At 55.2% G+C, this 19,079-nt stretch carries 18 protein-coding genes; 10 read left to right on the top strand and 8 right to left on the bottom strand.

Annotated features, from left to right (window positions below; all coding sequences use genetic code 11):
* Positions 1-29: 29 nt before the first annotated feature.
* Genes URZ40_RS03680 through URZ40_RS03665 form a run of 4 tightly spaced genes read right to left on the bottom strand, consistent with a single transcriptional unit; the run spans position 30 to position 4,910 of the window.
* Positions 30-1,058, bottom strand: a complete 1,029-nt coding sequence (locus tag URZ40_RS03680; protein WP_163330617.1) for a fimbrial protein — start codon at positions 1,056-1,058, stop codon at positions 30-32.
* Positions 1,059-1,060: 2 nt separating this feature from the next.
* On the bottom strand, positions 1,061-3,577 hold the full coding sequence (locus URZ40_RS03675; protein ID WP_320719777.1) for a fimbria/pilus outer membrane usher protein: 2,517 nt from the start codon (positions 3,575-3,577) through the stop codon (positions 1,061-1,063).
* Positions 3,578-3,613: 36 nt separating this feature from the next.
* On the bottom strand, positions 3,614-4,297 hold the full coding sequence (locus URZ40_RS03670) for a molecular chaperone (RefSeq protein ID WP_163330619.1): 684 nt from the start codon (positions 4,295-4,297) through the stop codon (positions 3,614-3,616).
* Positions 4,298-4,352: 55 nt separating this feature from the next.
* Positions 4,353-4,910 carry a fimbrial protein gene (locus URZ40_RS03665; protein ID WP_163330620.1) on the bottom strand — a complete coding sequence of 186 codons (558 nt, stop codon included), beginning with the start codon at positions 4,908-4,910 and terminating at the stop codon, positions 4,353-4,355.
* A 635-nt stretch (positions 4,911-5,545) separates the two neighbouring features.
* Between URZ40_RS03665 and URZ40_RS03660 the strand changes: the two genes are divergently transcribed.
* Complete coding sequence (locus tag URZ40_RS03660) at positions 5,546-6,571, top strand: TerC/Alx family metal homeostasis membrane protein (RefSeq protein ID WP_316380225.1); 1,026 nt, start codon at positions 5,546-5,548, stop codon at positions 6,569-6,571.
* A 500-nt stretch (positions 6,572-7,071) separates the two neighbouring features.
* Here the strand turns inward: URZ40_RS03660 and URZ40_RS03655 are convergent, their stop codons facing one another.
* A complete protein-coding gene (locus tag URZ40_RS03655) occupies positions 7,072-7,734 on the bottom strand; it encodes an HAD family hydrolase (protein ID WP_116342789.1) in 663 nt (220 codons plus the stop codon).
* Between the two features lie 240 nt (positions 7,735-7,974).
* Here URZ40_RS03655 and URZ40_RS03650 point away from each other — a divergent pair, with 240 nt between their 5' ends.
* Positions 7,975-8,502 carry an NlpC/P60 family protein gene (locus URZ40_RS03650; RefSeq protein ID WP_407065507.1) on the top strand — a complete coding sequence of 176 codons (528 nt, stop codon included), beginning with the start codon at positions 7,975-7,977 and terminating at the stop codon, positions 8,500-8,502.
* Positions 8,503-8,507: 5 nt separating this feature from the next.
* On the opposite strand, the gene URZ40_RS03645 is transcribed toward URZ40_RS03650, so the two are convergent.
* Together URZ40_RS03645 and URZ40_RS03640 are read right to left on the bottom strand one after the other, a co-directional pair.
* Positions 8,508-9,302: an SDR family NAD(P)-dependent oxidoreductase gene (locus URZ40_RS03645; RefSeq protein ID WP_163330665.1), complete on the bottom strand. Its 795-nt coding sequence runs from the start codon at positions 9,300-9,302 to the stop codon at positions 8,508-8,510.
* Between the two features lie 32 nt (positions 9,303-9,334).
* Entirely contained in the window at positions 9,335-10,216 is an 882-nt protein-coding gene (locus tag URZ40_RS03640) for a LysR family transcriptional regulator (RefSeq protein WP_316380227.1), read from the bottom strand.
* A 99-nt stretch (positions 10,217-10,315) separates the two neighbouring features.
* Here URZ40_RS03640 and URZ40_RS03635 point away from each other — a divergent pair, with 99 nt between their 5' ends.
* The 8 genes from URZ40_RS03635 (at position 10,316) to arnF (ending at position 18,512) form a co-directional block, all read left to right on the top strand.
* Positions 10,316-10,822: a phenolic acid decarboxylase gene (locus URZ40_RS03635; protein WP_061096823.1), complete on the top strand. Its 507-nt coding sequence runs from the start codon at positions 10,316-10,318 to the stop codon at positions 10,820-10,822.
* Positions 10,823-11,145: 323 nt separating this feature from the next.
* Entirely contained in the window at positions 11,146-12,285 is a 1,140-nt protein-coding gene (gene arnB / locus URZ40_RS03630) for a UDP-4-amino-4-deoxy-L-arabinose aminotransferase (protein ID WP_316380283.1), read from the top strand.
* Position 12,286: 1 nt separating this feature from the next.
* Positions 12,287-13,270, top strand: coding sequence for an undecaprenyl-phosphate 4-deoxy-4-formamido-L-arabinose transferase (gene arnC / locus URZ40_RS03625; RefSeq protein WP_116342777.1), 984 nt, complete (start codon positions 12,287-12,289; stop codon positions 13,268-13,270).
* A complete protein-coding gene (gene arnA / locus URZ40_RS03620) occupies positions 13,267-15,249 on the top strand; it encodes a bifunctional UDP-4-amino-4-deoxy-L-arabinose formyltransferase/UDP-glucuronic acid oxidase ArnA (protein WP_320719772.1) in 1,983 nt (660 codons plus the stop codon). Before arnC ends, arnA begins: the two co-directional genes overlap by 4 nt.
* On the top strand, positions 15,246-16,148 hold the full coding sequence (gene arnD, locus URZ40_RS03615; protein WP_116342773.1) for a 4-deoxy-4-formamido-L-arabinose-phosphoundecaprenol deformylase: 903 nt from the start codon (positions 15,246-15,248) through the stop codon (positions 16,146-16,148). The genes arnA and arnD overlap by 4 nt, the downstream gene beginning before the upstream one ends.
* Positions 16,145-17,800 (top strand): lipid IV(A) 4-amino-4-deoxy-L-arabinosyltransferase, encoded by a 1,656-nt coding sequence (gene arnT, locus URZ40_RS03610; protein WP_316380229.1) that lies wholly within the window; start codon positions 16,145-16,147, stop codon positions 17,798-17,800. Before arnD ends, arnT begins: the two co-directional genes overlap by 4 nt.
* Positions 17,800-18,135, top strand: a complete 336-nt coding sequence (gene arnE / locus URZ40_RS03605) for a 4-amino-4-deoxy-L-arabinose-phosphoundecaprenol flippase subunit ArnE (RefSeq protein WP_116342769.1) — start codon at positions 17,800-17,802, stop codon at positions 18,133-18,135. The genes arnT and arnE overlap by 1 nt, the downstream gene beginning before the upstream one ends.
* Positions 18,132-18,512 carry a 4-amino-4-deoxy-L-arabinose-phosphoundecaprenol flippase subunit ArnF gene (arnF, locus tag URZ40_RS03600; protein ID WP_163330627.1) on the top strand — a complete coding sequence of 127 codons (381 nt, stop codon included), beginning with the start codon at positions 18,132-18,134 and terminating at the stop codon, positions 18,510-18,512. Before arnE ends, arnF begins: the two co-directional genes overlap by 4 nt.
* Here the strand turns inward: arnF and acpT are convergent.
* A complete protein-coding gene (gene acpT, locus URZ40_RS03595) occupies positions 18,469-19,077 on the bottom strand; it encodes a 4'-phosphopantetheinyl transferase AcpT (protein WP_316380230.1) in 609 nt (202 codons plus the stop codon). The genes arnF and acpT overlap by 44 nt on opposite strands.
* Positions 19,078-19,079: the final 2 nt, after the last annotated feature.

The raw sequence follows: 19,079 nt of genomic DNA, 5'->3' as shown, positions 1-19,079 counted from the left end.
ACCTTTCTTTAGTGGATTAAGTTTTTTCTTTATTTGAACTCGAAATCCAGCGTTGATGTGGCTTCAAATTTCCCCGGTTCTGGAGATTTTTCTCCTTGTTGCACGGGCGTAGCTACAATAGTGACATTACCCTCCTGTGTCGGAATGGCCGAACTGCTGCCATCAATTTTATTACCGTTGTGTTCAAGTTTTATCCCTAAATCGTTGCGATCCCCTCCTTCTTTGTTACGGGTTCTGATAAAACCAGCGTCATTAAAATCGGAGGTGCGAAATTTAATATTCGCCTTGCTGACATCCGCTTCGTCATCACAGGTTACGTTGAGCGGAATGCTTTTTTGCTTACTGTTGGCTTCAGGCGTAAATTCATTTGCTGGAATATCACCAAACGGGATGTTAATGGGTTCTCCGCCATTAATCGTACAATTTGGCGGGATAGTAATACTCATTTCAAAGCTGAGTTTCACAAATGGTTTAGTGGGATCGAAATCACCTGATTTTTTTCGGGCGTAAACTGTAAGTAGCTCTTGTGCAGGGTATACATGATGGCCTGTGATCTTCTTGGTTAACTCTACTGAAACCGTCCCGCTAGAACCCGTTTTAAACGGATGTTCTTCATTAACATCGTCACAGTCGAGATTCGTTATGTTTTGATTATCTACCCCTGAAAGATTTTGCAAATCAACAGTCGCTTGATTTTGGATAGTACCACCAATGTCTATCCTAAAGCCGATATTAATACCTTTCTCTTCATCGAATGGATAGTAAATAAACTCGCCATTACGTTTACCACTTCCCGATTTCAGCACGTCACTGGTAAATTTAAAGAAGACACTTTCTTTATCGGACGAGTTTTTACAGAAGCATATGCCCGAAAAGTTTTGATTATTATCCCATCCCTCCTGTACAGACCCTGGTATATGTTCGGCAGTGAGATTTTTGCTAATCGGAAAAACGGTTGCTCCGCCAATTGGCCAGCAACTGCCCGGAATAGCAGCAAAGGCAGGCGATCCCATCAATCCGCCTGCTGCCAGGCACACGAGTAACGCTAATTTTTTCATGATTAATTCCTTACATCATTAACGGGTTTTTTGCAGATCTGTGTTAACTGCACAATTCCGCTAATCGTGGGTTCCTGGCCAGAAAGCTGATAGTTAACCTGGCAACGCTGATTGGGTTTCTTACCCCAGCTCACGTCTAACGTTCCTTTTTCCGCCATCCCTGTGAGGAATACGCTGCCTTCATCACCCACAATGCTGCTGGTGGTGTTTTGAGAAACAACGGCGCCGAATGGAACGGGTTTACCCTGCGCATCTTTCAGGGTCATCATCAGGCGTTTACCCACAGCGGTGGTAAAACGTGCCCGAACGATGGCTCCCCGTGTGGGAACGACTTTATGGCTATTGCTTTCCAGCTCAACATCATCTGGCAGCGTGTCGGGTCTCAGCTGGATTGTGCTCTCCTGATAAGGGGCCAGGTACGGCACCACGGCATATCCCCGGGAGTCGGTACGCACGCCAGCGTGGTTACGGACGCTGACACCTGCGGCATCCGGCGCTTCAACCAGAGCGACCGTTTCACCCAGCGACTGCGCCAGCGTGACGCCATGCGGGTGAACCAGCACGCCGCCTCGCAGGTTATAATTCAGCCGCTGTGCGTCCCGGCTATAGCCATACCCGGCGCCAACCTGCGCATAGCGTCCGCTATAGCTAAGCGATGCATCGCTGCTGTTTGCCTGGCTGCCTGGGTTGATGTTCTGCTGTACGCTCCAGTTCAGGTTATTGTCCTCAAGGGCGCTGCCGCTCAGGGAAACGCTGTGGCCAGGCGAGCGGTTATCTGCTGCGGAAAATGAGTAACCGGCACGTGCAGAGCGGAGCCATTTGTCCAGAGGAACGCTCACGCTCAGGCTGAACAGATTGTCCTGGTTATAGCGACGCTGGTTATCCTCTTTTGTTACGTTCAGATAGTGGCTGTAGTTCAGGCTATAGCTGATACCGTTCCAGCTATTGCCATAGCCCAGCGAGGCAGAGGTCGTGCGTTTTTTGCTGGTGTGGTAATCCTCGCTGACCAGCATGGAGGAGAGATAGCCGAGGTTTTCTCCCAGGTTTTGGTTTAGCGTCAGTTCTGTACGGCTGCGACGTCGCTCCGGGATGGAGTGCTGCGAGTGGTAGCTGCTCAGCGTTTCACCCAGCGTGTAGTAATCGGACGTTGAGTAGCGATAGCCCGCAATCGCAACGTTAGTGCCGGTAGAGAGCAGGTTTTTGTTATAGCGAAGGCGTAGCGACTGCCCCCGGTTTTTCTCTGCATGCTTCGTGGTTGCCCAGGCCTGGGTAATATCAAATGACAGTGCGCCAAAATCACCCATGTTTTTTCCCATGCCAAAGAGCAGGGACTGGTATTGACTGGCGGCCTGCATGCCACCGTATATCGAGGTTTCCCATGGAAGACCGTAAATCAGGCTCCCTTGCGAAAACGGCGCATTCTCAGCATCGCTGCTGCTGGAACGATAGGTGCCGCTAATGACTTCATATTTATATTGTCCTTCCCGCTGCATAACCGCTAACGACGCGTAGGGGACTAAAGAGACTTGCTCGCTGCCATCTGCCTCTTTCACAACCACTTTCAGCTCGCCGCTGCTGCCGAGGTAAAGATCGTTGATGACAAATTCGCCGGGCGGGACATAGCTTTGATAAATGCTGTAGCCATTCTGATAAATGGTGATCTGGGCATTAGTACGGGCGATACCGCGGATTACGGGGGCATAGCCCCGCATGCTTCCCGGAAGCATCTGTTCGTCGGAATAGAGCTGCACGCCGCGAAATGGGGTGCTGTCGAAGACGTCAGAGGTTGAACTATTATCCCCGACAATCAGCTGGCTATTCAGGGCGCTGATATCGCGCTGTAAATAGGTATAGACCGATTCCCAGCGACCGGCTTGCCCCTGGCTATTGCTCCAGGTCGAAAAATTGCGTAAACGCCATGGGCCAACGTTCAGACCCGGACGCAGGCTAAGGTACTGGCTATCGGTTCCCGTCCCGTTATTCGAGGTCCAGCTGGCGCCGCTGTAGTTGTAGCTGAGCGTCAGGCCCGGAATTCCCTGCTCCCGACGCGCGGGATCGATGTAGCCGTGAGCCTGGCTGTCCAGGGCCGCCTGGGGAATGCTAAGTCTTAACGCCTGCTCGCTGAAGTCAAACTCGCTGCTCGCGTGCGGGATTGCCGCCAGTTTTGCACAGCCCTGAGTATCATCCTGCAGCAGCGGGAAGGCAGCCGTTTTTACGCCAAACGACTGAAGCGTCTCCCTGCTAAGGCACGGAGCGAGAATATTTTTATGCTGCGCGTTCTCTTCGAGTCGAAACGTAATATCGCGCGTGTCGATCATTTTATTGTTAAGAAAGAGGTCAACGCGATAAACGCCGGGTGTCTGGCTATCTTTATTCTCAAAGAGAGAAAGGTCGACAGCGGTGCGCGGCGCGCCGCCTGTTTCCAGAAAGGCCGGGTCGAAATAATCACTGGCGTATAGTGCGCTGGGTAATATCCAGGCAAAGCAAAGCGCTGGACGAATGCCCCAAAATATAGTCATGAAAAATACCCCTGCGAGGTTATTGTTTTAAAATTGTTATTCTATTTTTTGTGTGATTAACTGGCTGTTGCCGCCATAATCATTGATATATTTCCATTGTACGGTTGCGTTGTTTTTTAGTTGCGCGTTATTCACAGTGATTTTTTTACTGCTTTTAGGTGCCAGCATATCAATCTCTGACCATTTTTTGTTATTGATCTTCACCTCCGCAAATGAAATGTAATAAGACGAGTTATTGCGTACGATGAGTTCATTATTTTTAACAGACCACTGGACATTCTTGCCAATGTCCCTCGTTTCATCTGCTAAATTCGCCGGGCGGTAAAATAATTTGATTCGGGTATTTACCGCTATCTGGAGTTTGTTGACATCCTCTCTTGAAGAAGACGGGATCGATTTTACGTTGAGCCAGAAAAGCGATTCACGATCCTGCGGCAACGCGGCGCCGTTATAGATAATACGTAGTGCGTTGGCTTTACCTCCATCAAGACGAAATAGCGGTGGCGTCACAATAAACGGGGCTTTGGTACCCTGTGTATCATTGCCTTGTACCCAGCTTTGTACCAGGAAAGGGCTGGCAGTATTGTTTCTGACATTAATATTGCTCTCTTTCTTGTCGGCATTATATACCACTCGCGTATTCGATAAGGTCACACTGGCGTGTGACAAACAAGAGCCCAGGAGCAAGGCCAGCAGCGTCAGGTAGCGTTTCCTTAACATAAAACATCCTTGCGTTCCGGGCTATTATTCATAGCCCGGAACTGAGTTGAGTAGTTTATTTATAGATAATGGTGTAATCCGCAACCGCATCTGCTTTACCGGCGGTCACAGTATCAATGGTCGATTTATAACGGGCTGAATACAGCAGGGTGGCTGTCCCCGTGGTGCCATCACCGGTAATAGGAACAAACTTATTTGGGTTTTCACCCAGTCTCATAGGTGTTCCATCTTCATTCAGGAATTCAATACCCAAACCCGTTGCGGCGTCGGCACCGGTTTTAAGCGCGAGCAGATTGTTATCATTAGAATCATAAGCACCGCCAAATCGTGCTCCGGCTTCTTTAAGAACGGCGGTATCGCAGTTGGACAGATCTATCTGGATGCGGTGAATACCCGCAACGTCACCTTTTTCTTTAAACGCCGAAGACGAGATGGTACCCATTTGAATCGTTGGGTTACCTCCCTGACCATTAATATCGACATCACAGGTGCTCGCGGTAATGGTGCCCGTGAAGTTGATTTGTCCTGCACCCTTACCAGGATCTGCCGCATGGCTGGAAGGACTGGCAGCGGCAGCCAATAATAATCCCATGGCAATGACGGATTTATTCATCTTTAAACTATTCCTTAGTGTGTAAATGTTAGAACATTATTATTTCAGGTTTGTAACTCAACAGAGTTGCTGTGTCCGCGAAACGCGGATATTCCGTTAATGCGAAAAGTTAACGTGGGTATTCAGCATTGCTTACCAGTACGTGTGAACAATTTCCATCGCCAGAAGTCTGAATATATTTCGTAATCAGGTTAACAAGAGATTAAAAAAAATAAAGTGATAACGCTGTGATTTGTCTTTTGTCTCTTTAAAATCAATTGGTTATGATTTTCTTATCAGGGTTTTATCAGCATTTTTTTGTGAGAATTTTACGGCTTATTTACTACTCGCAGAATATTGTGTTCTGCTCTGACAATAAAATTCTCAGAATAATGAAAGAATAATCTACGAAAGAATAATTTGCCTTTCTGAAAAGGACGCATATGAGGGGTCGTCGTAATGCAGGACAGGATGACATCGCGCTATGAGTTTTTTTACTGCTTCTCTCTCTGGCGATTTTAACATCACATTTACATTGTCGGGCCGGTGCGAAGAAGTGTTATTATTATTCTCTTGCCCGGTGATACGGGCGTTTTCTTCTTTTTGTTGCAAACGTTATCTCTGCCAGCGCGCAGATGAATGTTAAGGATAGATTCATGGCTTCTGCTCATCTCGGTTTCCCGACTGAAACCGTTGTTGTCTTTGTGGTGATGGCCGTTGGGGCGATGTTTATCGACCTCTTCATGCACCGTCACGATAAACCTGTTTCGCTCAAAAGTGCGGCCATGTGGTCCGTTTTCTGGTTCTCGATGGCGATGGCCTTCGCCGGGTTTCTGTATATCCACCACGGCGCCGAGATGGCGAGCCTGTTCCTCACCGGTTACGCACTGGAAGAGGTGCTCTCTATCGATAACCTGTTCGTGATGATGGCGATCTTCGCCTGGTTCGGCGTGCCGGATAAGTACCGTCACCGCGTGCTCTACTGGGGCGTACTGGGGGCGATAGTCTTCCGCGGTATTTTCGTGGCGATCGGCACCAGCCTGCTGAGCTTGGGGCCGTACGTGGAGGTCATTTTCGCGCTGGTCGTCGGCTGGACGGCGGTGATGATGCTCAAACGCAATGAAGAGAGTGATGAAGTGGAGGATTACTCCGGGCATCTCGCTTATCGCTTGGTGAAACGCTTTTACCCGGTCTGGCCAAAAATCAGCAGCCACGCCTTTATTCTGACCCAGAAAGAGGTAGATGCGGAGCTGGAGAAGCCGGAAAACCAGGACGTGACGGTAGGTCGCGTGAAGAAGGCGAAACGCTATGCGACGCCGTTGCTGCTTTGCGTGGCGGTAGTGGAACTCTCTGACGTGATGTTCGCGTTTGACTCCGTGCCGGCCATTATTGCCGTGAGCCGCGAGCCGCTGATTATCTACAGCGCCATGATGTTCGCCATTCTCGGCCTGCGTACGCTCTACTTTGTTCTGGAAGCGCTCAAGCAGTATCTGGTGCACCTTGAGAAAGCGGTGGTGCTGCTGCTGTTCTTCGTGGCGTTCAAGCTGGGGTTAAATGCCACCGACCACTTCTGGCACCACGGTTACAGCATTGGCGCGACGGCCAGCCTGTTTGTGGTGTTAGGTGTGCTGGCGCTGGGGATTATTGCGAGCGTGATGTTCCCGGGGAAACGTACTGCCTGATACATCGCTTTTCTCCCTCTCCCTGTGGGTTGAGGGTTCCCCACAAAATAATGCCAGCACGGACGACCCCCTCTCCCTTGAAGGAGAGGGCTGGGGTGAGGGGGAACATACGGCTCAGGTGGTCATTCCGTTCACTTCACGTTCCTTGCTACTCTGTGAGGACATGACCGGTGAACGTGCCAGGGCGGCGCAATCGCCCCCCCCCTGGCCACCCGGGCTCCCGGCGGTAAATCGCCGCTTCGCGGTGCCCTCGGCTTATTCCTTTCGGCTTGTCGGGTACGGGCGGAGGCAACGTCCATGTAAAGCCCGCCCTCTCGGCGCATCCCTGCGCCTCGCCCCGGCCTGCAGGAAACGCCTCAGCGATTTACAGCCGGACCAGGGCGTCGCTGCAAGCCATTCATTTTCCTGAAGCAATATTCATCGCTTCGGGTAGAGAAATTACTGGGGAACCCTAAGCCCTGTGGGAAAGGGCCGGATTGAGCGCACCAGACCGCACCTGATTAACCCTTAATCGGCGAATTCCGGCGCTTGCGCGGATGGTGGAAGTGCCGCCAGTGCGGATCCTGCGCCGCCGCCAGCAGTTCGTGGTCGCCGCGGGTGTCTCCCCAGGCGCGCAGATGATAGGCGTTCAGATCGCCGTACACTTTTTCCAGCCTTGCCACCTTCTGGGCGCAGCGGCAGTTATTTCCCGTGATGCGCCCCGTCAGCTTGCCGTCCTTCACTTCCAGCTGCGTGCCAATTAGCTTGATGCCAAGCTTGTCCGCCCACGGCTGGAGCACCAGCGCCGGCGACGCGGAACAGATAGTCACTTCCGCCCCTGAATTCACCTCAGCCGCCACAGCCAGAACCCCTTCGGGGCGCATCAGCTTGTTCCAGTATTTTTCGCAAAAGGCTTCCGCCTGCTGGCGTAGCCAGCGTTCGTCCACGCCCGTCAGGAACGTTTTGATCAGCACTTCCTTCAGCTCATCGCGCGTCAGCTTGCGGCGCACGCAGTGGAGCGTGGGCAGCGCCATGCGCACCAGGCGACCCGCAAAGTAGCGTTTTCCAAAGGCAAAACGCAGGAAAGGGATAAAGCTGTCGTGGTGCGTGAGCGTCCCATCGAAGTCAAAGACAGAGAGCACGCTGGATTTCGCCACCGTCTCGTCGGCAATCATATTGGTCATAAATACGTCTTAGCTGAAATACACATTCTGTCGATCAGTTTACCTGCTTTACCTGAACAGTCCTTACATCACCACCCTTTTTTTTCGCAATCTTGCGATCTGAAAGTGAGTCCAATTTTGGCCTCAATAATGATTGGTGAAAAAATGAGCTATCTATATTATCGCCACATCGAAAGATATTTAGGGGGAACGTTGGCCCCCACAGGTAAGGAAAAATTCACTCTTAGCTCCTGTTCAGATATGACATTCAGATCGCTTATTTCAATCCTCACGTTAAGTTTTGCTTCGTTTTCCGCACTGAGTTTTCAGCTGCCCGCCTCCATGATCTCGGTGAAGAGTGGCTTTGCGGAATCGCCGGTGAAGTCGGCCCTGCTTCACCAGGAGACGGGCCCACTCCTCTCCCGGATACTGGATCAATACCAGAAATGGAAAGGGACCCACTATCAGTGGGGCGGCACCACGCACCGCGGGGTGGATTGCTCCGCGCTCATGCAGCATCTGTTCAGCGATGCGGCGAATCTTCACTTACCGCGCACGACGAGCGAGCAGATCCATCGCGGTGTGCAGGTGGAGCAATACCGTCTGAAGGCGGGAGATTTAGTCTTCTTCCAGACAGGCCCGAACCGCAAGCACGTCGGCGTTTATATTGGTAACAGCCAGTTTATTCATGCCTCCAGCAGCCAGGGCGTAACGGTTTCAACCCTGACTGATGGCTACTGGCAGGATCGTTACATTACCGCCCGTCGTGTCGCGGGCAGCGCGGCCTGACGACATTAAATAATGTCATCAACAACGCCACCGTCGACGCGCAATGCCGCGCCCGAGGTGGCGGAGGCCTGCGTCGAACAGACATAAATCACCATATTCGCCACCTCTTCAACCGTGGCGGCGCGCTGGATAACCGAGCTGGGGCGGTTGGCCATCACAAACTCTTTCGCCAGTTGCTCCAGCGATTTGCCTGTTTTCTCGATCTCATCTTTCATCATTTCAGCGAAACCGTCCGACATCGTCGGGCCCGGCAGCACGCTGTTCACCGTCACGCCGCTTCCCGCCACGAACTTCGCCAGCCCGCGCGCCAGCGAGAGCTGGGCCGTTTTGGTCACCCCGTAGTGGATCATGTCTGCCGGGATATTGCAGGCCGACTCGGAGGAGATAAACACCACGCGGCCCCAGCCTTTTTTCACCATGCCCGGCAGCAGGGCGCGGGAGAGGCGTACGCCGGACATCACGTTGGTCTGCCAGTAGCGTTCCCAGGTTTCATCGTCGGTGCCATAGAAATCCTGCGGGCCGTAAATTCCGGCGTTGTTCACCAGAATATCGACGTCGCTCGCGACCTTCAGCAGGGATTCAACCCCTTCCGCGGTGCTGAGATCGGCAATGGCGGCACGCACCTGCACGCCGGGCACAACCTGCTGCAGCTGCTGAATACCCTTGTTCACCGAGTCGGTGCTGCGGCCATTAACGATCACTTCCGCGCCGCTTTCCGCCAGGCCTCTGGCAATGGCGAACCCGATCCCACCGGTTGAGGCGGTGACCAGGGCCACTTTCCCCGCAAAGTCGATTTTCATCATCAGCTCCTTATCGTTTTAACGTTCGGACCTTAAAGCGTAGCAGGTGATGATGACGGCTCCTGGCTAAAAAGACGCAGCAGCGTCTCGACCTGCTCATCCAGCGGGGCGAGGGTGCGTTTCACGATCAGATGCAGCGGCGTGGCCCGACGAACGCCGTGGCTCAGCGGGAGGATTTTTAGCACGCCTTGCTCCAGCTGGGGCTGAACGCGCTCTTCGGGCAGCCAGCCGTAGCCGACCTGAGAGACGACCGCCTCTATGGCGGCATCAACGGTCGAGAATGTCCACGACTCGCCCGCAGCCCGCGCGGCGTTCTGGCTGTCCGCTATCTGGATAAGCGGCCACGGGCGCAGCATCTCATCACTCAGCGGCGCGTCGAGGCCAAAGAGGGGATGCTGGTGATGCGCGACGGCGACAAAGTCGATATTCATCAGCCATTCGCCGAGCCCGGTAATGTCCTGGCGGCGGGTTAAGACCATCACATCGGCCTCGTTGTTCATGACATCGGCGCGGGTATTTTCAAGCACCTCCGTGAGGCGGACCTGAGTTTGCGGATACTGTTGCTGGAACTGGCGCAGAATGGCGAACAGGCGGCGGCGGGGGAAAATGGAGTCCACCACCAGATCCAACCGCGTGCGCATCCCGTTACGAAGGGTCGCCGCGCGCGTCTCGACGTACGAAAACGCTTTTAGCAAAGGTTTCACCTGGCTGAGAAGCAGTTCTCCGGCCGGGGTTAACACCGCCCGGCGCCCCTCTGGCGCCAGCAGCGCCACGCCCAGCCGCTCCTGCAGCAGCGACAGGTTATAGCTTACCGATGACTGGCTGCGGTGGGTTTCTTCCGCGGCTTTGGCAAAGCTGCCCGCGTCCACCACTTTTTCCAGTAAAGCCCACTGTTCCAGCGTCGTCTTGTGCATAACGTATCTAAATTTTGGATGAATTTGATTAAAACATAGCGTTATTCATTCATTTTTTGAAGGTTTAAGATCGTCTCATCAAAACGAAGGAGACATTTTATGAACACATTCGACAAACACGACTTGAGCGGCTTCGTTGGTAAACATCTGGTATATACCTACGATAACGGCTGGAATTACGAAATTTACATCAAAAATGAAAACACCATCGACTACCGTATTCACAGCGGTCTGGTGGGTAATCGCTGGGTGAAAGATCAGCGGGTGTATATCGTTCGCGTCGGTGAAAGCATCTATAAAATTTCCTGGACCGAGCCAACCGGCACCGACGTCAGCCTGATTGCGAACCTGGGTGACCGACTGTTCCACGGCACCATCTTCTTCCCACGCTGGGTCATGAATAACCCGGAAAAAACCGTCTGCTTCCAGAACGATCACATTCCGCTGATGAACAGCTATCGCGACGCTGGCCCGACCTATCCAACGGAAGTGATTGATGAATTCGCAACAATCACCTTTGTACGCGACTGTGGTGCCAATGATGAAAGCGTGATTGCCTGTGCGGCCAGCGAGTTACCGGAAAACTTTCCCGATAACTTAAAATAAGCGCGACAATTAACTAAAAAGAAAAGTTCCCGGCTATTTCTTCTTTTTAAGAAATAGCCGGGATTTTTTTTGTTTGTTGATGTCTGGTTTAAAATAACATTTTGTAAAAATTGAATTGGATCACGAAATAAATAATTCATAATTATATAAGTGACTGTTTATAAATGAAATGATGGTGTTTTTGTTACATCTGGAATACGCATCTTAATTTTTCCCTAAGAAATGAACGATACCTTGATATGAGTTTATGGTTCGTTGAAATAAACGAACAGGCAATTGGTTAATATCAAGCGCGTGCCATTCTTATTGCAAGGAAATTAATGATGAGTGATTTTTTGCCTTTTTCCCGCCCGTCGATGGGTAATGAGGAATTAGCGGCGTTGCAGGAGGTTTTAACCTCCGGCTGGATCACCACCGGGCCTAAAAATCAGGAACTTGAAGCGGCATTTTGTCAGCAGACGGGGAACCAGCACGCGATTGCCGTCTGTTCGGCGACGGCGGGCATGCACGTCACGCTGATGGCGCTGGATATTGGCCCGGGCGATGAGGTCATTACCCCCTCTCAGACCTGGGTCTCCACGCTGAATATGATCGTGTTGCTGGGCGCCACGCCGGTCATGATCGATGTGGACAAAGAGACATTGATGGTCACGCCGGAAGCGGTTGAAGCCGCCATTACCCCGCGTACCAAAGCGATTATTCCGGTGCATTATGCCGGCGCGCCGTGTGATATCGACGCCATTCATGCCGTCGGCGAGCGTCACGGTATTCCGGTGATTGAAGACGCGGCCCATGCCGCCGGAACGTACTACAAGAACCGTCACGTGGGCTGGAAAGGCACGGCGATTTTTTCCTTCCACGCCATCAAAAACATGACCTGCGCGGAAGGCGGTTTAGTCGTCACGGATAATGCCCGGCTGGCACAGCGGATCCGCAGTCTGAAATTCCACGGTCTGGGCGTTGATGCCTATGACCGCCAGACGCACGGCCGTGCGCCGCAGGCGGAAGTGATCGCGCCGGGGTATAAATACAACCTGGCGGATATCAACGCCGCGCTGGCGCTGGTACAGCTGGGCAAGCTGAAAGAGGCCAATAAACGCCGTGAGGAAATCGCGCAACGCTACCTGCGCGAACTTGCCGATACGCCGTTCCAGCCACTCACCATTCCGTCATGGCCGCACGTACACGCCTGGCATCTGTTTATTATTCGCGTTGATGAAGCGCGCTGCGGGATCTCACGCGACGGCCTGATGGCGGCGCTGAAGGAGAAAGGCATCGGCACCGGCCTCCACTTCCGAGCGGCGCATACGCAAAAATACTATCGCGAGCGCTTTCCTGATGTATCGCTTCCGAATTCGGAATGGAACAGCGCGCGTATTTGTTCTCTCCCTCTTTTCCCGGACATGACTCATGACGACACAACCCGCGTCATTACCGCGCTCCATCAGCTTGCAGGACATTGATATGTTCAGCGCACCGCCTGTACAAAAAGTTTCGGTGGTCATCCCTGTTTATAACGAGCAGGAGAGCCTGCCCGAGCTGATCCGCCGCACCACGGCCGCCTGCGACACGCTGGGCAAAGCCTATGAAATTCTGCTGGTGGATGACGGCAGCAGTGATGATTCCGCGCTGATGCTGACCGAAGCCGCCCAGGCCGAAGGCAGCCATATTGTTGCCGTGCTGCTCAACCGTAACTACGGCCAGCACTCCGCCATTATGGCCGGGTTCAGCCACGTGACGGGCGATCTGATCATCACTCTGGATGCGGATCTGCAAAACCCGCCGGAGGAGATCCCGCGCCTGGTGGCGAAAGCTGATGAAGGCTATGACGTGGTTGGCACGGTGCGTCAGAACCGTCAGGACAGCCTTTTCCGTAAGCTGGCCTCGCGAACCATCAACCGTCTTATTCAGCGTACCACCGGTAAAGCGATGGGCGATTACGGCTGCATGCTGCGCGCCTACCGCCGCCATATTGTCGACGCCATGCTTCACTGCCATGAGCGCAGCACCTTTATTCCGATCCTCGCCAACACCTTTGCCCGCAAGGCAACGGAAATTCCGGTCCTGCACGCCGAGCGCGAGCACGGGGAATCGAAGTACAGCTTTATGCGTCTCATCAACCTGATGTATGACCTCGTCACCTGCCTGACCACCACGCCGCTGCGCCTGCTGAGCGTGTTCGGCAGCATCATCGCCCTGGCCGGTTTTACGCTGTCCGTCCTGCTGGTGGTGCTGCGCCTGGTCTTTGGCCCGCAGTGGGCGGCGGAAGGGGTCTTCATGCTCTTTGCCGTGCTGTTTATGTTCATCGGCGCCCAGTTCGTCGGAATGGGCCTGCTCGGTGAATACATTGGCCGTATCTACAACGATGTTCGCGCACGTCCGCGCTACTTTATTCAACGTGTTGTCCGTCAGGAACACAAAGCATCTCAAGAGGAAACCCACCCATGAAAGCCGTTGTATTTGCCTATCACGATATGGGGTGCGCGGGCACGCTGGCCCTGCTGGAAGCGGGCTATGACATTGCTGCAATCTTTACCCATCCGGACGCGGCGGGAGAGAACCACTTCTTCGGCTCCGTGGCGCGTATCGCCGCCGAGCGTGGTATTCCGGTTTATGCCCCGGACGACGTCAACCACCCGCTGTGGGTGGATCGCATCCGCGCACTCGCCCCGGATGTCATCTTCTCGTTCTACTATCGCAACCTGATCTGCGACGAGATCTTAGGTTTGGCCGCCAAAGGGGCCTTTAACCTTCACGGCTCTCTGCTGCCCGCCTACCGTGGCCGCGCGCCGCTGAACTGGGTGCTGGTCAATGGTGAAACCGAAACCGGCGTGACGCTGCACCGCATGGTGCACCGCGCGGATGCCGGGGCCATCGTCGCCCAGCAGCGCGTGGCAATCGACGCGGATGAAACGGCGCTTGAGCTGCATCAGAAACTCTGCACCGCGGCGCAAAGCCTGCTGCGTGACGCGCTGCCAGCCATCCTCAACGGCACCTTCAGCGAGACCGAACAGGACGAAAGCAAGGCCAGCTGCTTTGGCCGCCGCACGCCGGAAGATGGTCGTCTGGACTGGAACAAACCCGCCCGCCAGCTGCATAACCTGGTGCGCGCCGTGACCGACCCGTGGCCGGGCGCGTACAGCTTTGCGGGCGTAAGCAAATTTATCGTCTGGAAATCCCGCGTGCGTGACGAGATCCCGGCGGCTAAACCGGGCACCGTCGTCTCCGTCTCTCCGCTGGTGGTGAGCTGCGGCGAGCAGGCGCTGGAGATCGTCACCGGTCAGACCGACAACGGCCTGTACGTTCAGGGCACGCAGCTGGCGCAGTCGCTGGGGCTGGTGGCCGGGGCGCTGATCACCAGCGCGCCGGTGGTTGCCATCAAGCGCCGCACCCGCGTGCTGATCCTCGGCGTGAACGGGTTCATCGGTAACCACCTGACCGAACGTCTGCTCAGGGATGATAACTACGAGATTTACGGTCTGGATATTGGCTCTGACGCCATCAGCCGTTTCCTCAACAACCCGCGCTTCCACTTCGTTGAAGGGGATATCAGCATCCACTCCGAGTGGATCGAATACCACATTAAAAAATGCGACGTGGTGCTGCCGCTGGTCGCCATTGCCACGCCAATCGAGTACACCCGTAACCCGCTGCGCGTGTTCGAGCTGGACTTCGAGGAGAACCTGAAGATCATCCGCGACTGCGTGAAATACGACAAGCGCATCATCTTCCCGTCCACCTCTGAAGTGTACGGCATGTGTACCGACAAAAACTTCGATGAAGACACTTCCAGCCTCGTGGTGGGGCCGATCAACAAACAGCGCTGGATCTACTCTGTCTCCAAACAGCTGCTGGACCGCGTGATTTGGGCCTACGGCGAGAAAGAGGGCCTGCGCTTTACCTTGTTCCGTCCGTTCAACTGGATGGGGCCGCGTCTGGATAACCTGAACGCGGCGCGTATCGGCAGCTCCCGCGCGATCACCCAGCTGATCCTGAACCTGGTTGAAGGTTCGCCTATCAAGTTGATTGAAGGGGGGAGCCAGAAACGCTGCTTTACGGATATCAGCGACGGTATCGAAGCCCTGTTCCGCATCATCGAAAACAAAGATAACCGCTGCAACGGTGAGATCATCAACATCGGTAACCCGGAAAACGAGGCGAGCATTCGCGAGCTGGCAGAGATGCTGCTGGCCAGCTTTGAGCGCCACCCGCTGCGCGATCGCTTCCCGCCGTTTGCCGGTTTCCGCGAAGTGGAAAGCAGCAGCTACTATGGTAAGGGCTACCAGGACGTCGAGCACCGTAAGCCAAGCATCCGCAACGCGAAGCGCTGCCTGAACTGGACGCCGACGGTGAAGATGGAGCAGACCATTGATGAGACGCTCGACTTCTTCCTGCGCACCGTGGAGCTGTCGGAACAGGCCTCATGAAAAAAGTCGGTTTACGCATTGATGTCGACACCTTCAGGGGAACGCGTGACGGCGTGCCCGGACTGCTGGAACTGCTGAGCAGGCACGGTGTGCGTGCCAGCATTTTCTTCAGCGTGGGGCCTGACAACATGGGACGCCATTTATGGCGTCTGGTTAAACCGGCATTTCTGTTCAAAATGCTGCGCTCGCGCGCGGCATCCCTCTACGGCTGGGATATTTTGCTGGCCGGCACCGCCTGGCCCGGCAGACGCATCGGCGCGGGTAATGAAGCGGTGATTCGCGAGGCGGCGCAGCATCATGAGATTGGCCTGCATGCCTGGGATCACCATGCCTGGCAGGCCTGGGCAGGCGTCTGGGATATCTCACGCCTGTCCCGTGAGGTCGAACGTGGAATGCTGGAGCTTGAGGCAATCATTGGCCAGCCCGTACGCTGCTCCGCCGTGGCGGGATGGCGTGCCGACCAGCGGGTGGTCAAAGCCAAAGAGCATTTCGCGTTTCGCTACAACAGCGACTGCCGCGGAACCGGGCCATTTTTGCCGCTGTTAGGCGAAAATCGCTACGGTACCGTGCAAATTCCGGTCACGCTTCCTACGTGGGATGAGGTGGTGGGACGCGAGGTGAAAGCGGAAGAATTTAATCGCTATATTCTGGACCGCATCCATCGAGACGCCGGTACGCCGGTGTATACCATCCATGCCGAAGTGGAAGGGATTGCGTATCAGCATGATTTCGATGCGCTGCTGACGATGGCCGCTCAGGAGGGCATTGAATTCTGCCCGTTGAGCGAGCTGCTGCCGGACGACCTCAGCACCCTGCCCGTGGGCAAAGTGGTCCGTAGTGAACTGGCTGGCCGGGAAGGCTGGCTTGGCTATCAACAAATCGTGAGTCCGGTTCCATGAAAACAGCCCGTTATGGCGTAGCGCTTCTCGCACTGTTTATCGTTTACTACCTCATTCCGGTCGATATCCGTCTGCTGTGGCAGCCCGATGAAACGCGCTATGCGGAAATCAGCCGCGAAATGCTGGCATCGGGTGACTGGGTTGTCCCGCATTTTCTGGGGCTGCGTTACTTTGAAAAGCCGATTGCTGGCTACTGGATCAACAGTATCGGGCAATGGCTGTTCGGGCACACGAACTTTGCCGTACGCGCCGGGTCGATCTTCTCCACGGGGCTCGCGGCGCTGCTGGTTATCTGGATGGCATGGCGGCTCTGGAGGGATAAGCGGACAGCCATATTCTCCGGCCTTATCTTCCTGACCCTGTTTCTGGTGTACGGCATCGGCACGTATGCTGTTCTGGATCCTATTATCACCCTGTGGCTGGTGGCGGCGATGTGCAGCTTCTGGCTGGCGTCGCAGGCCCAAACCGTGGCCGGAAAAGCGGGTGGCTATGTGCTGCTTGGGCTGGCCTGCGGAATGGGGGTGATGACCAAAGGCTTCCTGGCACTGGCGGTTCCGGTGATTGGCGTGCTTCCGTGGGTCATCGCCCGGAAGCGCTGGAAAGAGGTGCTGATTTTTGGCTGGCTCGCGATCCTCAGCTGCGTGCTGATTGTTCTGCCGTGGGCGCTGGCCATTGCGCACCGTGAGCCTGATTTCTGGCGTTACTTCTTCTGGGTTGAGCATATTCAGCGTTTTGCCCAGAGCGACGCACAGCATAAAGCCCCGTTCTGGTACTACGTGCCATTCCTGATCGCCGGCAGCCTGCCGTGGCTGGCGCTGCTGCCCGGCGCGCTGCGTCTCGGCTGGAATGACAGACAAAACGCGGGCGGCGGGTTCTATCTGCTGGGTTGGGTGGTGATGCCACTGCTGTTCTTCAGCATCGCCAAAGGCAAGCTGCCAACCTATATCCTGCCCTGTTTCGCTCCGCTGGCTATCCTGATGGCGCGCTATGCCTGCCTCGCGGCGAAAAAAGGCGCCAGAGCGTTACGCATTAACGGCGGCATTAACCTGGCGTTTGGCGTCATCGGCGTGATGGCGGCGCTGGTGGTTTCGCCGTGGGGGCTGGCTAAGCATCCGGTCTGGACGTCGGTTGAACTGTATAAAGTCTTCTGTGCGGTGGTAGCGTTCCTCATCTGGGCCGCGGTAGGCTGGTTTACGTTCCGGCAGAGCCAGCAGCGCTGGTGGCTGGCGGCGCTGTGTCCAGCAGGCCTGGCGCTGCTGATTGGTTTTGCCATTCCTAACCTGGTGGTGGACTCCAAACAGCCCCAGTCGCTGGTCGATACCGTGCGGGAGCCGTTGAAGGAAAGCCGATTCGTGCTGGCCAATAACGTGGGCGTGGCCGCGGGCCTGGCGTGGGAGCTGAAACGCAATGACATCACGCTCTTTGGTCAGAGCGGCGAGCTGCGCTACGGGCTGGATTATCCCGATGTGAAAGACCGTTTTGTCAGTGAGGACGACTTCGCGCAGTGGCTGGCAACGCATCGTCAGCAGGGGCGCGTGTCGCTGGTGATGCTGCTCTCAAAGCGCGACGATCTTTCACAGGCGAATTTACCGCAGCCGGACAATCTCTATATCCAGGGGCGTCTGGCCCTGCTGGAGTATCTGCCGAAGTGATGACCTGGACCTGGCTCGTACTGGCAAGCCTGCTCAGCTGCGCGGGGCAACTGTGCCAAAAACAGGCCACCCGTCCGGCGAAGGCCGGGCGGCGTGGCGCGCACATCGCGCTGTGGCTTGGCCTGGCAATGTTGGCGCTGGGCGGCGGTATGCTGGTCTGGCTGGTGGTGCTGCAGCGTCTGCCCGTTGGCGTCGCTTATCCGATGCTGAGCCTCAATTTTGTCTGGGTAACGCTGGCGGCGAAGGTCTTCTGGCGTGAGCACGTTGCTGTGCATCACTGGCTGGGAGTCGGGTTCATCATCATTGGGATTATCGTGCTGGGAGGAAGCCTGTGAAAGGCGCGTTCTGGGCGTTATGCAGCGTGCTGTTAGTCAGCGCCGCGCAGCTGTTGCTACGCGATGCCATGCAGGCTCTGCCACCAGTCAGCGATTTTCTGACGTTTATCTCTGCGCTGTGGCACGTCTCGCCCGGCACGGGTGCGCTGCTGCTGGGATTGACGGGATACGTGGCCTCCATGGGCTGCTGGTATCTGGCGCTGCATCGCATGGCGCTCAGCAAAGCCTATGCCTTGCTGAGCCTCAGCTATATCCTGGTATGGGGCGCGGCGATCCTGCTGCCCGGCTGGGGAGAAGGCTTCTCCTGGCGCGGGCTGGCGGGCGTCGGGTTTATTATGCTGGGTGTACTGGTGATTTTCCTGCCCCGACGTGAATAATCGACTCGGTGGTCAGGGTGTAAGGGGTTGCAGTACAGACGGCAAGGCTCAGAGAACCGAGCTGTAACTGGCTGACCGCGTGCGACTGGGCCGTGCTGTCGATGCTGACAATCTGCCAGGCGCTGCCGCCACGCTGTTTCACAATCGCTTCTTTTCGCGTCCAGATACGCCAGAAAGCGGAAAGCCGTTCCTCAGGCGCTTCACGCTCCAGCTCGTCATGCTCTGTCAGGCTGAAAACGGCGTTGGCCAGCGCCTGCCAGTTCTTGCGGGGGCGAATCACTTCGATATCGCAGCCCACTTCACCTTCATCGCTCATCAGTAAGGCGATATCGTCACCGCTATGGCTCAGGTTGAACCACAGCGGATTCCCCTTCTCAAAGGCCGGTTTCCCCTGCTCGCCGTAAATGATGTCGGGGAGCGGGTGAGGGGATAATGTTCTGGCGAGCAGCGTCCGGCCTGCCAGCCAGGAGGCATGTCGTGCACCCGGAGGTGCCCTGTCTGCGAGCGTTGACGCCAGCGGGTCCGCGCAAAGGGTGGAAATTTTTCCCAGTACAAACCGGTACATAG

The organism is Enterobacter sp. 296B2, from assembly GCF_034106185.1.
Classification (GTDB): Bacteria; Pseudomonadota; Gammaproteobacteria; order Enterobacterales; family Enterobacteriaceae; genus Enterobacter; species Enterobacter cloacae_N.
This window is presented reverse-complemented; position numbering and strand designations above follow the sequence as displayed.

Coding starts and splice junctions, on each gene's coding strand:
- URZ40_RS03665 (WP_163330620.1), bottom strand. CDS start 4,910: ATGAATAAATCCGTCATTGCCATGGGATTATTATTGGCTGCCGCTGCC.
- arnA (WP_320719772.1), top strand. CDS start 13,267: ATGAAAGCCGTTGTATTTGCCTATCACGATATGGGGTGCGCGGGCACG.
- arnB (WP_316380283.1), top strand. CDS start 11,146: ATGAGTGATTTTTTGCCTTTTTCCCGCCCGTCGATGGGTAATGAGGAA.
- URZ40_RS03645 (WP_163330665.1), bottom strand. CDS start 9,302: ATGAAAATCGACTTTGCGGGGAAAGTGGCCCTGGTCACCGCCTCAACC.
- URZ40_RS03655 (WP_116342789.1), bottom strand. CDS start 7,734: ATGACCAATATGATTGCCGACGAGACGGTGGCGAAATCCAGCGTGCTC.
- URZ40_RS03660 (WP_316380225.1), top strand. CDS start 5,546: ATGGCTTCTGCTCATCTCGGTTTCCCGACTGAAACCGTTGTTGTCTTT.
- URZ40_RS03640 (WP_316380227.1), bottom strand. CDS start 10,216: ATGCACAAGACGACGCTGGAACAGTGGGCTTTACTGGAAAAAGTGGTG.
- arnC (WP_116342777.1), top strand. CDS start 12,287: ATGTTCAGCGCACCGCCTGTACAAAAAGTTTCGGTGGTCATCCCTGTT.
- URZ40_RS03675 (WP_320719777.1), bottom strand. CDS start 3,577: ATGACTATATTTTGGGGCATTCGTCCAGCGCTTTGCTTTGCCTGGATA.
- arnD (WP_116342773.1), top strand. CDS start 15,246: ATGAAAAAAGTCGGTTTACGCATTGATGTCGACACCTTCAGGGGAACG.
- arnE (WP_116342769.1), top strand. CDS start 17,800: ATGACCTGGACCTGGCTCGTACTGGCAAGCCTGCTCAGCTGCGCGGGG.
- URZ40_RS03650 (WP_407065507.1), top strand. CDS start 7,975: ATGACATTCAGATCGCTTATTTCAATCCTCACGTTAAGTTTTGCTTCG.
- URZ40_RS03670 (WP_163330619.1), bottom strand. CDS start 4,297: ATGTTAAGGAAACGCTACCTGACGCTGCTGGCCTTGCTCCTGGGCTCT.
- URZ40_RS03680 (WP_163330617.1), bottom strand. CDS start 1,058: ATGAAAAAATTAGCGTTACTCGTGTGCCTGGCAGCAGGCGGATTGATG.
- URZ40_RS03635 (WP_061096823.1), top strand. CDS start 10,316: ATGAACACATTCGACAAACACGACTTGAGCGGCTTCGTTGGTAAACAT.
- arnT (WP_316380229.1), top strand. CDS start 16,145: ATGAAAACAGCCCGTTATGGCGTAGCGCTTCTCGCACTGTTTATCGTT.
- acpT (WP_316380230.1), bottom strand. CDS start 19,077: ATGTACCGGTTTGTACTGGGAAAAATTTCCACCCTTTGCGCGGACCCG.